At 26.9% G+C, this 13,078-nt stretch carries 13 protein-coding genes, 2 tRNA genes and 2 other RNA genes; 4 read left to right on the top strand and 13 right to left on the bottom strand.

What is annotated here, in order from left to right; translation table 11 throughout:
- Positions 1–116: 116 nt before the first annotated feature.
- Positions 117–812: an SPOR domain-containing protein gene (locus BN1711_RS03380; RefSeq protein WP_050606776.1), complete on the top strand. Its 696-nt coding sequence runs from the start codon at positions 117–119 to the stop codon at positions 810–812.
- 44 nt (positions 813–856) lie between these two features.
- On the opposite strand, the gene BN1711_RS03375 is transcribed toward BN1711_RS03380, so the two are convergent.
- The 9 genes from BN1711_RS03375 to BN1711_RS03340 form a co-directional block, all read right to left on the bottom strand.
- Positions 857–1,363, bottom strand: coding sequence for a GNAT family N-acetyltransferase (locus BN1711_RS03375; RefSeq protein WP_050606775.1), 507 nt, complete (start codon positions 1,361–1,363; stop codon positions 857–859).
- Positions 1,364–1,510: 147 nt separating this feature from the next.
- Positions 1,511–1,948: an ACT domain-containing protein gene (locus tag BN1711_RS03370; protein ID WP_050606774.1), complete on the bottom strand. Its 438-nt coding sequence runs from the start codon at positions 1,946–1,948 to the stop codon at positions 1,511–1,513.
- A gap of 154 nt (positions 1,949–2,102) precedes the next feature.
- A non-coding RNA gene (gene ssrS / locus BN1711_RS12185) (6S RNA) lies at positions 2,103–2,289 on the bottom strand.
- Positions 2,290–2,423: 134 nt separating this feature from the next.
- Positions 2,424–2,510, bottom strand: a tRNA-Leu gene (locus tag BN1711_RS03365).
- 61 nt (positions 2,511–2,571) lie between these two features.
- A complete protein-coding gene (locus tag BN1711_RS03360; RefSeq protein WP_050606773.1) occupies positions 2,572–3,117 on the bottom strand; it encodes a lytic transglycosylase domain-containing protein in 546 nt (181 codons plus the stop codon).
- An 18-nt stretch (positions 3,118–3,135) separates the two neighbouring features.
- On the bottom strand, positions 3,136–3,756 hold the full coding sequence (coaE, locus tag BN1711_RS03355) for a dephospho-CoA kinase (protein WP_050608424.1): 621 nt from the start codon (positions 3,754–3,756) through the stop codon (positions 3,136–3,138).
- A 25-nt stretch (positions 3,757–3,781) separates the two neighbouring features.
- Complete coding sequence (polA, locus tag BN1711_RS03350; protein ID WP_050606772.1) at positions 3,782–6,412, bottom strand: DNA polymerase I; 2,631 nt, start codon at positions 6,410–6,412, stop codon at positions 3,782–3,784.
- Positions 6,413–6,445: 33 nt separating this feature from the next.
- On the bottom strand, positions 6,446–7,582 hold the full coding sequence (gene aroC, locus BN1711_RS03345) for a chorismate synthase (RefSeq protein WP_050606771.1): 1,137 nt from the start codon (positions 7,580–7,582) through the stop codon (positions 6,446–6,448).
- A gap of 114 nt (positions 7,583–7,696) precedes the next feature.
- Positions 7,697–8,125, bottom strand: a complete 429-nt coding sequence (locus tag BN1711_RS03340; protein WP_050606770.1) for a SoxR reducing system RseC family protein — start codon at positions 8,123–8,125, stop codon at positions 7,697–7,699.
- 213 nt (positions 8,126–8,338) lie between these two features.
- Here BN1711_RS03340 and BN1711_RS12510 point away from each other — a divergent pair, with 213 nt between their 5' ends.
- The 3 genes from BN1711_RS12510 to BN1711_RS03330 all read left to right on the top strand — a co-directional run bounded on the left by BN1711_RS12510 (position 8,339) and on the right by BN1711_RS03330 (position 9,134).
- Complete coding sequence (locus BN1711_RS12510; protein WP_164995930.1) at positions 8,339–8,479, top strand: hypothetical protein; 141 nt, start codon at positions 8,339–8,341, stop codon at positions 8,477–8,479.
- Between the two features lie 157 nt (positions 8,480–8,636).
- A complete protein-coding gene (locus BN1711_RS03335) occupies positions 8,637–8,852 on the top strand; it encodes an alpha/beta-type small acid-soluble spore protein (protein ID WP_050606769.1) in 216 nt (71 codons plus the stop codon).
- A gap of 195 nt (positions 8,853–9,047) precedes the next feature.
- Positions 9,048–9,134 (top strand) — tRNA-Leu (locus tag BN1711_RS03330).
- A 192-nt stretch (positions 9,135–9,326) separates the two neighbouring features.
- Here the strand turns inward: BN1711_RS03330 and BN1711_RS03325 are convergent.
- The 4 genes from BN1711_RS03325 to hisS all read right to left on the bottom strand — a co-directional run bounded on the left by BN1711_RS03325 (position 9,327) and on the right by hisS (position 13,068).
- Positions 9,327–9,617 (bottom strand): hypothetical protein, encoded by a 291-nt coding sequence (locus tag BN1711_RS03325; RefSeq protein WP_050606768.1) that lies wholly within the window; start codon positions 9,615–9,617, stop codon positions 9,327–9,329.
- Positions 9,618–9,717: 100 nt separating this feature from the next.
- Positions 9,718–9,898, bottom strand: a non-coding RNA gene (ssrS, locus tag BN1711_RS12180) — 6S RNA.
- Between the two features lie 97 nt (positions 9,899–9,995).
- Positions 9,996–11,786: an aspartate--tRNA ligase gene (aspS, locus tag BN1711_RS03320; protein WP_050606767.1), complete on the bottom strand. Its 1,791-nt coding sequence runs from the start codon at positions 11,784–11,786 to the stop codon at positions 9,996–9,998.
- Between the two features lie 34 nt (positions 11,787–11,820).
- A complete protein-coding gene (gene hisS, locus BN1711_RS03315) occupies positions 11,821–13,068 on the bottom strand; it encodes a histidine--tRNA ligase (RefSeq protein WP_050606766.1) in 1,248 nt (415 codons plus the stop codon).
- Positions 13,069–13,078: the final 10 nt, after the last annotated feature.

Below are 13,078 nucleotides of genomic sequence, written 5' to 3'. Positions count from 1 at the left end.
TAAAAAGTTAAACAAGTATCTCTATAATTTTTTACCTGTAATATTTTTAAAGTTTTGTGAATATACACTTATAAAGAGAAATATTTAATAACAAAACAAAATGAGGTGAAGAAAAAATGAGATACACTCGATATGACTTCAAGAAAAAAAACAGATTTAATTTCGTATTTTTTTTAATAGTATTATTGATTTTGTTTTTAGCTTTTATACTGGGCACCATCTTATTTAACTTTTTTGGCAGTAGTACAAAAACCCCTATAAAATCTTCTAAAAAACAAAATGCTATTTATAATAATTCCAAGAACAATAATAATTGCAAATTTATAGCAATTCAAACTGGAATGTTTAAAGACAAAAACAATGCAGAAAAATCTATAAATACTATAAAAAATTATGGCAATCCTTTCTCTGTAGCAGATAAAGACAAACAAAGAGTAGTATTAGGAATTTATACTGAGAATGAAGCAAATAAAATAATAAAAACTTTATCTGATAGCAAAGTAGAGAATTCTAAAATTACTTTTACATTAACAAAAAAAGATTCTTGTGATTTTGAAATATGTGAAATAATAAATGGTTATCTACAAATATTAAATAAATTATCTGATAAAGATATTAAATCCATAAAAACTGATAATCTAAAAAAATGGTGCAATTCACTAAAAAAAGTAGATAATAAAAGTGATAATATAGAAACCTTAAATAAATTAAAATCTAATATAAACAAACTTCCAAAAGAAATAACAAAACAAGAAGCTAGTACAAATTATATATTTATATATAATATCTTAAAAAACTTAGCCAACAAATAAAAATTCATGTATATAAAAGCAAGTAATCTTTACTTGCTTTTATATTATTTGAAAAACACAATATTATCATTATCTAAGTTTCCATTTTTTACTTTTTTATATATTCTTATAGGCACAAATCCATTATTTTTAAACATTTTAATCATATCCAAATTAAACCTGTTTATAATAACATAAAATTTATCTATTCCATATTGCATAAAAAAGTATTTTTCTAATTTTGTTATTATTTCCTCCCAATTAAAATTTATATTTTCATTTTCAAATCTCAAAAAGTATAATAGCCATATTTCATTGGGATTTTTAAATTCTGCTCTTCCTTTTAATATACCCTTTAATTTATCTTTATACATTACCTTAATGAAAAATTCACATTCGCTTAAATAGCATTCAATAAATGTTTCTCTTAATTCATCTTCATTACTTACGGGATGACAATTTAAATTTCCATTGAATTTATTTGATTTCATATAGTGAAATAACATAGAAATATCTTTTCCTTCTACATTTAATATTTCTATATTATCACTTTTAATCTTTACATCTAACAATTAATTCACCCCTTACTTTTAATAATTTATTCTACAAAACTCTTAAAATTCCTTTCATTTTTTATATTATAATTAAAATTGCTACACTAATTTAGATATATACATCATTATATCTAAGCTAGTGTAGCAATTTTAAATAATTATTTACTATTCCATAGCAATTAAATTAACTCTTACAACATTTTTTATACTTTCTATTTCTTCTAAGAAATCTTTTAGTCCTATATTCATTTCAGATATATCAAAAGTTATGGTTACATTAGCTGCATTGTTTATGGGTATATCTTGATTTATAGTAAGAATATTCCCCTTACTTTCTGCTATTCTATCTAATATATTTGATAATGTTCCTCTTTCATGTCCTAATAATAATCCTATAGTAGCCTTTTGACTTTTTACACCCTCCGCTACAGAAAACACAAAATCCTTATATTTATAATATGTACTTCTACTAATTCCCGACTTTTTAACTCCCTCTGATATATCTTTAACCTTACCAGTAGCTAATAATTCTTTAACCTTCACAACCTTTTCAAAAACATCTGGGAGTATACTTGCATCTATAATTAAATATTTATTAGCCATAAATTTTCCTCCTAATACCTTTTAGTTTCTACAATTCAATTATAACATATAATAAATTTTTTATATAAAAATTTTACATATTTATTATTATAGACTAATTTTAAATAAGTTCGACAAAAAAAGAGGCTCTTAAAACCTCTTTTTGCATTCATTATTATAATCCAAAATACCGTAGCCCCAATTTTGACACCCTATCTTCTGATAGGTGGGTGTCCTCACAGATACTTCTTGTCCTTGCCAATGTTTTGGTTCTTATAGGTCAAATTCATATCTAAATATTGAACTCCCGTAATTATGATGTAGGTTCAAAATATAGAGCCTAGCGTATATTCCAGAAATTATTAACTTTTGTATCTCTTCTTCTTTATTATAAATGTTTATAATAAATTTTTCAATAGTTTTTTATTTAAACGTAAAACTTTTAAACCAGAGTTATAATATATCAAATTATAGTTACTTTTTCAATAGCAATTTATGGTGCAGGCGATGGGACTTGAACCCACACGTCTATATAAACACATGCCCCTCAAACATGCCTGTCTGCCTATTCCAGCACGCCTGCTTTTTATAATGATTTATAGATATGTTATAATATTTTTTTATAGTTGTCAATAAATTATACACTATCTCTTATACAAAAATTTATATATATTGTATCTTACCTTTACTTTTTTTACATACTTATCTGTTTCTTTAAAAGGTATATAGTGTAAATTTTCTCCGTCTTTTGAGTGCTCTTTTTGTTTAAGCCATTTTTTAACATTTCCTCTTCCACCATTATATGCTGCCAATACTAAGTCCATATTACCATTAAACTCTTGCCTTAAATTATTTAAGTACCAGCATCCCATCTTTATATTAATTTCTGGATTTTTTAATTCATCCAAAGTAAAATAGTCCATATTCATTTTATTTCCTATCCACTCAGCCGTATCTGGAGTTAGTTGCATAAGCCCCTGTGCATTTTTATTAGATTTTGCATCTTCTTTAAAATTACTTTCTGTTTTTATTATAGCCATTACTAAATAAGGATCTAAATTATATTCCTTTGAATATTTAACTATATAATTTTTATGTTTAACTGGGAAAATACTTTTAGCTATAGTAGTTATATTAAATATTACGATTAAGGTAAGTACTAATATTATAAGTCTTCTAAAAAATTTCACTTTAATTTTGCCCTAATATTAGAGCACTCCCCCCCTCTTTTCCAATTTAGATTTTATAAGTTCTAAAATTTCATCTATTTGTAACTTAGTATTATTTAAATCCTTAGAATTATCTATAATAAAATCTACTAATTTACTTTTCTGTTCCATTGGTATTTGTGAGACCATTCTATTTACTACCTGTTGTTTATTTAAATTATCCCTTTGCATAACTCTACTTATTTGGGTGTTCTTATCTACCCACACCAATATATTAAAGTCCATATCTTTATATAGACCCTGCTCAATTAAAGTAGGGGCATCTAAAACACATATTTTCTTTCCCTGCCGCTCAATACAATGTACCTTATTAAAACTTTCTTTTATTATAAAAGGCATTATTATCTTTTCATAAGCAATTCTTTTATCTTTATATTTGAAAATAAAATTACCAAACTCCCTTCTTTTAAGTTCACCTTGTTCATTTATAAATTTTTCTCCAAAAATTTCTCTAACTTGCTGTAAAATTTCTGGATAAATATATAATACCTCCCTAGCTACCAAATCTGCATCTACAACAGGAATCCCCTTATTTTTTATCATAGCAGATACAGTACTTTTACCACTACCTATACCACCTGTGAGTCCTATTTTTAAAATGCCCTTTTCCATCATAATCTTCTCCTTATTTAACCTGATACCAATTGTTTCCCACATGTATATCTACCTCAAGTGGTACCTTTAAATCCAACACTTCTTCCATTTCCTCTTTTACTAACTTTTCTACCTGCTGTAATTCATCTTTATATACATTTAATATTAATTCATCATGGACTTGAAGTATTATAGTTGTTTTAAGTTTTTCTTTTTTAAGTCTCTCATCCACATTTATCATAGCTAATTTTATTATATCCGCTGCACTACCTTGTATAGGTGTGTTCATGGCAAGCCTTTCTCCTGCTGATTTTACTATTTTATTTTTAGATTTTAGTTCACTTATATATCTTCTTCTATTAAAAATAGTTTCTACGCATCCTATATTTTCTGCCTTTTGTATTATATTTTCAATATAATTTTTAACATTAGGATACCTTTCAAAATAAGCTTCTATATATTGTTTAGCTTCTTTTCTTGATATGTTTAAATCTTTAGCTAAACTAAAATCACCTATACCATATACTATTCCAAAGTTAACTGCTTTAGCATTACTTCTCATAAGTGGAGTCACTTTATCTAGTGGAACTTTAAATACTTCAGAAGCAGTTTTAGTATGAATATCATCATGTTCTTTAAATGCACTTATTAAGTTTTCATCGTCAGCTATATGAGCTAAAACCCTTAACTCTATCTGTGAATAATCTGCGGACAATATAACTGACTGTTCATTATTAGGTATGAATACTTTTCTTATTTCTCTTCCTAATTCATATTTAATTGGTATATTCTGAAGATTAGGCTCCGTACTTGAAAGCCTTCCAGTAGCTGTTACAGTTTGATTAAAATTAGAATGTATCTTATCATCTACATCTATAGCATTTTTGAGTCCTTCTATATAAGTTGAATAAATTTTAGTTAACTGTCTATAGTATGTTATTTTATCTATAATCTCATGTTTATCTCTTAATTTATCTAAAACTTCTGCATTAGTTGAATATCCTGTCTTTGTTTTTTTTATTACTGGTAAATCCAACTTTTCAAATAGTATTTTTCCAAGTTGTTTAGGAGAATTAATATTAAATTCTTCTTCAGACATATTAAATATTTCCTTTTGGGTATTTTCTATTTCATTTTTAAATTTTATTTCTAAATCTAAAAGAATGTTTTTATCCACCTTAAAACCTACAGCTTCCATAGAAGACAACACTTTAGTTAATGGTTGCTCTATATTATATAATAATTCTTCCATATTAAACTCTTTTATTTTATTTTGTAATATCTTATATAAATCAGGTAATAATGCTATTTCTTTTATTTTTATTAAGTCATCTTCTATATCTATACTTTTACCTAAATATTCCCCGCATAAACTATAAATATTATATTCTTTTCTTAGAGGGTCTATTAAATAAGCTGCTAAATTAATATGAAAATCTACCTTTTTTAAATCTATTTTCATTTTTCTAAGTACTGTATAAGCACCTTTAGCATCATAAACAATTTTTCTTATATTCTTATTTTCAAATATTTCTTTGGAAATGTTTATGGTAGTTTTCTCATCTTCCTCTAATAAATTTAAATACTCTAATTTAAAAATATCTTTATTAAAATTTAAATAAATATTCTTAATATTAGATTTAGAAAACACTTCTTCATTTATAAGTTCAAAATAGATAAACAAATCATTTTCGTTATAATTTTCTTGTATCTTATTTTGTAATAAATAAAAGTCTTCTATAGAATTTATATTCTTAAATTCTATATTTTCTTCTTCTTTTATATTTTTATTTCCATATGGAATTTTATCCATTAAGGATTTAAATTGTAGTTTTACAAACATTTCTCGAATTTTATCTACATCATATTCTTCTTTGGATTTTATATCTTCTAAATTTATATCTATAGGTACATTACACATAATAGTAGCTAATTTTTTACTAAATATAGCCTGTTCTCTATACTCTATTAAATTTTCTTTTAACTTTTTACCTCTTAAACTTTCTATATTTTCAAGTACATTTTCTATACTTTTATACTCTTTTATAAGTTTAAAAGCTGTCTTTTCACCTATACCTGGCACTCCTGGAATATTATCAGAGCTATCTCCCATAAGACCTTTTACATCTATAAATTCTTTAGGAGTTACACCAAACTCTTCTATCATTCTATTTTTATCATATATCTCTTTTTCCGTAATACCTTTTTTAGTTATAACTACATGAACATTATCTGTAGCCAATTGAAGTGCATCCTTATCTCCTGTAACTACATATACTTCTATGCCTTTACTTTCTGCAAATACAGATAAAGTTCCTATTAAATCATCTGCCTCAAATCCATCTATCTCAAATATATTTATAGCTAAATAAGTTAACAATTCTTTAACTATTGGAAACTGCTCTGCCAATTCATCTGGCATCTTTTTTCTCCCAGCCTTATAATCTTTATAAGCATTATGTCTAAAAGTAGGTGCTTTTCTATCAAAAGTTGCTACTATGTAATTTGGCTTAATTTCCTCTTTCATTTTTAATAACATAGTCATAAAACCATATACTGCATTAGTATGTATGCCCTCTGCTGTCATAAAATCTGGCAATGCATAAAATGCCCTATTAAGCAGACTATTAGAGTCCAATATTAATAATCTTTCCTTATCCATTAAACTACCTCCAAATCGGTATAATAAAACAATTTATATTTTATTTCTATATTCTTTTAAACTATTTTTTAATTCTTGAAATGTATCAGAAGGAAATTTATCTATTAGTTGCTTTAGTATTTCAAAAGCACATATATTTTCTAAAACTATAGAAGCTGGTACTACTCCTGTAATATCTGATCTTTCATATCTACTTTCCACATTTATCCTGCTTTTTAAATCCACAGTATGCATAGTTTTCTTTACAGAAGGTATTGGCTTCATATAAGCTTTTATTATTATATTCTCACCATTAGAAATTCCTGCCTCTATTCCACCTGCATTATTAGTATTCCTCATAAAAGTTCCTTCATGATAATATATATTATCATGAAACTCACTACCCATTTTTTCTACATTTAAACCTTCTCCAAATTCTACTGCCTTTATTCCCTGAAGAGACATAATAGAATAACTTAATATAGCATCTAATTTCCTATCCCATTGAGTGTAGCTGCCAATTCCTAAAGGAACACCTTTTATAGATATATATATACTTCCTCCTAAAGTTTCTCCTTCTTTCCTACACTTATCTATTTTATTCTTCATTTTCTCTTCTATATTTTCATTAAAACACCTTAAGGGACTACTCTCTATTTTATCATATATATTATCATTATATATATCCACCTTATCATCACATATTTTTCCTAAGCTTTGAATTTTACTTCTTATATCTATATTAAGTTTAAATAATATAGATTTACATAGGGCTCCTACAGCTGTTCTTATAGCCGTCTCTCTAGCAGAGGTTCTCTCTATTACATCTCTTATATCATTAGTATTATATTTAAAATAACCTACAAAATCTCCATGCCCTGGTCTTGGTATAGTTATTCTTTCATTTTCTTTAGGTTGTTGTTCCATTGCATTTTTCCAGTTTTCAAAATCTTTATTATATATAATCATAGTTATTGGATTTCCTGTAGTTTTATTTCCTCTTAATCCGGAATATATCTTAACCTTATCCTTTTCTATGTTCATTCTTTTTCCTCTGCCATATCCCCCTTGTCTTCTTTTAAGCTCATTGTTTATAAAGTTTATATCTATATCTGCATTGGATGGAATTCCATCTATTATAGCTATTAAAGCTCTTCCATGAGATTCTCCTGCGTCTAAAAATCTAAGCATAATTATTCACTTCCTTAATAACTTAAATAAATATTATTATACACTAAATTCTACTATTAATTATACTTACAATTTAATAAAATAAAAGTCTTGCAAACATACAAGACTTTTAAGTTATTTATAAATTTTTCTTAACATTTTTATATTATATTCTTGACTTTTACCTAATTTCTTATCGATTTTACCTAATATAGAATAAGCCACGGCTAGAAATACTAGTCCAACTAATGTACTTAATAGTTCATATTGCTTAATTCCTAATTTCTTAAATATAATCAAAGAAATTACCAATCCTATAGTCATCATTATTAATGGAAATATGTATGTCCAAAATGTCATAGCGAAAAAGGATTTAGTTTGTATATCAACTTCTACCATATCACCTACAGCAACTCCTAAAGTATCCTCTACATCTGTAGTTATAGATGCTGCACTACAATGAGCTTTACAACTCGCACAGTTATCCCCACAACCAGATTTTCTTTTAAACATCATAGACGCATATCCATTATTAATAGATTTTATATACCCTACTTCTTTCATAGAATCAACTCCTAGATTATTTCCATTTATTTTTTACTCATTATATCATATTTTTTATAAACAAGTAAAATTTTTATAATATTTAATTTTGTTATACAAAAATATTTTTTTGTATAAGTATCTTAAAACATGGGAAACAAATAATTGATGATATTAATTATTATCATTAAATTTTTAATATATTATTAAAAAACTTAGGAGATGAAAAATAAAATGGTTACTAAAAGTTATAAAACAGAAAAGCATAAACGTTCTAAAAAACTTGATGGAAAAAGACCAGAATATAATGCAGACAGCAGAGATTCTAAACTTGAACCTAAATATGAAAATTTTAAAGGAGATCCTGTAGAGTAGCGCTTTTTAATATTATTAAAACTTAATTATGGTTCATATGGAATATATTATATTAAATGCATTCAATTTACTAGTTTATTAATGGAGGTTTTACACAAACTTATATTACAAACTTAATTAAAGAAGTTTGAACAAAAGTTAAAGGGAGGAATAAAAAATGGCAAATTCAAATTCAAATTCAAACAAATTAGTCGTACCAGAAGCAAAAAAGAGATTAGAACAATTAAAAATGGAGTCTGCAAATGAATTAGGATTAACTAATTATGAAACTGTTGATAAAGGAAATTTAACAGCAAGACAAAACGGTTATGTAGGTGGAACTATGACTAAGAAGATGGTAGAAGCTTATGAAAAAGGTCTTAGTCAAAAATAGTTAAATTATAGTGATGTAATTAATATTTGATATAAAGTAACCTGTTAGTTAAGCTCTTTAGAATTTTATAATAGATACTTTAGATAGTATTTATTATAATTCTAAAGAGCTTTTGTAATCTAAAATCTTTTAAATTATTGACTTAATAGAAAAATTATGCTATCATAATTTTGTTGGTTTTTAATTACTTATTTTGCCGAAGTGGTGGAATTGGCAGACGCAACGGACTCAAAATCCGTCGGTAGTAATACCATGCGGGTTCGACTCCCGCCTCCGGCACCATAAAAAACACTTTAGATTTTATCTAAAGTGTTTTTTTACATTCTTAATACTATAATATTTAGAAATAAATATTACCCATATCTGATTTTAAAGTAAAAATAAAAAGAAGCTAATCCTCAAAATAGTTTTAAAATTATTTTAAATCAACCCTTTTATCTTATATAGACCTTTATAATATAAATCATATCTTTACTATATAAAAATATAAAATAAAAGTACAATTAGCATTCCTGCAATAATACCAATATCTATAGATCTAGATTCTCTTTCTTGTTTCTTAAATATTGTAATAAGCTTACCAACCATAATGAATATAGCTGATATAGTTATAAATATTTTACTAACATTAGCACTAAAAGGGCTATTAGTAATAAGAACTACACTTATTGGAATAAATATTACTAACAATGCTAAAGCATATAATATTAAGTTCAAATTACCATTTTTTATATATAATATAAAATCTAACTTAGTAAGTTTCATTTTATTTGCTCCTAATCCTAAAATATTATTTGCTTAATTCCTTAATATAATAATTATAAGGAATTATAAACAGCTAACTTATATACGTTTATAAACACAACAAACTCCCACTTTGCCGCTATAAGAGATTATTTTTGAACCCGCTTCTCTCACAGGTGGGTATCGCCTTTTTGTTTCATGTCCTCAAATAATTATGAGTGTCAAATCCACAAAAAGAGTTAGATTCCCTTCAAAAACATGTTGACTCAATAAAACCTCTTTAACGTACATAGTAGGAGTTTAAATTTTTTATTTATTGTCCATTTATATTATACTACAAAATATAAATATTTTTTAAGACCTATATGTTTAAGAAATGTATTTTTGTTAACATTTCTTCTATTTATCTTCTTTATCTTCTTTTAATGCAACTACTCCTAATTCTTGTAATTGAACATCATCTACTAGATTTGGTGCCTCTGTTAAAGGACAGAATGCATTTTGATTTTTAGGGAATGTTATAACATCTTTTATATTATCTGTTCCTGCTAAGAACATTATCATTCTATCAAATCCATAAGCTAATCCCCCATGTGGTGGTGGTCCAAATTTGAAGGCTTCTAATAAGAATCCAAATCTTTCCCAAGCACTTTCTTTAGTAAAACCTAGAACATTAAACATTTTCTCTTGAAGACTAGTATCATGTATTCTAATACTTCCTCCACCTAATTCTTCACCATTTAATACTATATCATAAGCCTTAGCTCTAACTCTGCCTGGATCTTGTTCTAGATACTTTATATCCTCATCCATAGGTGCTGTAAATGGATGGTGTTCTGCCTGATATCTTTCTTCTTCTTCATTGTAAGATAATAATGGGAATTCTGTTACCCATACAAATCTAAATTCATTTTTATCTATAAGATCTAATTCTTTTCCTAAATGAAGTCTTAATGCTCCTAAACTATCAAAGACTATACTATTTTTATCTGCTACAATTAAAATTAAATCTCCAACTTTAGCGTCCATTTTATTTAATATAGCTTTCATTTCATCTTCAGTTAAAAATTTAGCTATAGGTGATTTTATTTCATCTTCTTTATAAGCTATCCATGCCAAACCCTTTGCTTTATAAGTCTTAACAAATTCACCTAATTTGTCTATTTGTTTTCTTCCCATGTTAGCACAGTTTGGTGCCTTTATTGCTCTTACAGAACCTTTATTATCTAAAGCTCCCTTAAATACTTTAAACTCAGAATTTTTTACTTCTTCACTTAAATTAACTATTTCCATTCCAAATCTTAAATCCGGTTTATCTGAACCGTATTTTTCCATGGCTATTTTATAAGGCATACGCTCTATTGGTAGCTTCACATCTACACCTGCTACTTCTTTAAATACTTTAGCTATCAATTCTTCATTTAATCCTATTACATCATTTTCTTCTACAAAAGAAAGTTCCATATCTACTTGTGTAAATTCTGGTTGTCTATTAGCTCTTAAATCTTCATCTCTAAAACATTTTGTTATTTGGAAATATTTATCGTATCCTGATACCATTAAAAGTTGTTTAAATATTTGTGGTGATTGAGGTAGCGCATAAAACTTTCCTTTATAATTTCTACTTGGTACAAGATAATCTCGGGCTCCTTCTGGTGTACTCTTTGTAAGTACTGGAGTCTCCATTTCTAAAAATCCATTTTCATCTAAGAAATCTCTTATAATCTTTGCTGTCTTGTGTCTTATCTTAAATATTTTTTGCATATCAGGTCTTCTTAAATCAAGGTATCTATATTTTAATCTTATATTTTCTGATGCATCTAAATTTTCTTTTATGTATATAGGAGGTGTTTCTGACTCTGATAATATTTTAATACTTTCTCCTTTAAGTTCTACAAGACCAGTTGGCATCTCATTGTTTGGAGATTGTCTTTTAACTATTTCACCTGTAATTGCTAAGCAATATTCCGGTTTTACTGTATCAGCTTTTTCAAAAGCTTCTTTATTTATTTCTTCTCCAAATACAACTTGCATTATACCAGTTCTATCTCTTAAATCTACAAATATTAGTCCTCCTAAGTTTCTTTTTCTTTGAACCCATCCCATAACAGTGGCTTTTTCCCCTGCATTATTTTCTCTAGGTTCACCGCACATTATTGTTCTTTTTAGTCCATTTAATGCTTCTCCCATTTTAATTCCTCCAAATATAGAATTATAAGTTAATTTATTTCAACACTTCTATTATACTATTTAAATTACAGATGTCTATTTCTATTTGTTCACCATCTGACATTCTCTTAAGACTAGCCTTTCCATTTTCAAGCTCATCTTCACCTAAGATTAAGGTATAAGCTGCATTTATTTTATTTGCATATTTCATCTGTCCCTTTACTTTCTTACCCATATGATCCAAATCACATTTTATATTATTTTCTCTTAAAGTTTTAACAATCTTCATAGATTCCATTTTAGCCTTTTCACCAATATAGCCTAAATATAAATCTACATAGACTGGTTCCTTTATTTCTATTCCCTTTTCTTCTAGTGTAATTAACAGTCTTTCTATACCCATACCAAAGCCTACTGCTGGCATAGCAGTTCCACCTATTTCTCCTATAAGATAATCATATCTTCCTCCGCCACAGATAGTCATACCATCCATTATAAATTCAAAAACTGTTTTACTGTAATAATCCAATCCCCTAACTATTAAAGGATCTACTTCATATGATATATCCATAGCATCTAAGTATCCTTTTAAGCTCTCAAAGTGATCCTTACACTCATCACAAATATAATCTAATATAACAGGCGCTTCTTTAACTATTTCTTTACAGTGATTATTTTTACAATCTAATATTCTAAGTGGATTTTTATCAAATCTAGTTTTACAAATATCACACAATTCATCATATTGTTTATTTAAATATTCTTTTAAAGCCTCATTGTATTTTTTTCTGCACTTAGCACATCCTATGCTATTTATAGTAAGCTTCACACCTTCTAAACCTAATTCTTTATATATTCTTACAGGTATACTTATTATTTCTGCATCTACAGAAGCATCTTGTGCACCAAAAACTTCTACTCCAAATTGATGATGTTGTCTTAACCTACCATTTTGTACATTTTCATATCTGAAAACTGGTGTAAAATAATACATCTTTGTAGGTTGACTTTCATTAAATAGTCTACCCTCTACAAAGGCTCTAACAGCTGGAGAAGTTCCTTCTGGTTTTAACGTTATACTTCTTCCACCTTTATCCTCAAAAGTATACATTTCCTTTTGTACTACATCCGTAGTTTCACCTACTCCTCTTTGAAATAGTTCTGTATATTCAAATATGGGAGTCCTAATTTCTCTGCAACAATACTCCGCAGCTATCTTTCTAAACTTATTCTCTAGATATTGCCATTTGTATGCATTTTGTGGAAGCATATCCCTTGTTCCCTTTGGCGCTTGTAATAACATAACTTACCTC

The sequence above is a fragment of the Clostridium niameyense genome, from assembly GCF_001243045.1.
GTDB classification, from domain to species: domain Bacteria; phylum Bacillota; class Clostridia; order Clostridiales; family Clostridiaceae; genus Clostridium_F; species Clostridium_F niameyense.
Note: the sequence above shows the minus strand (reverse complement) of the source record. Positions and strands in the feature narration are given on the sequence as shown.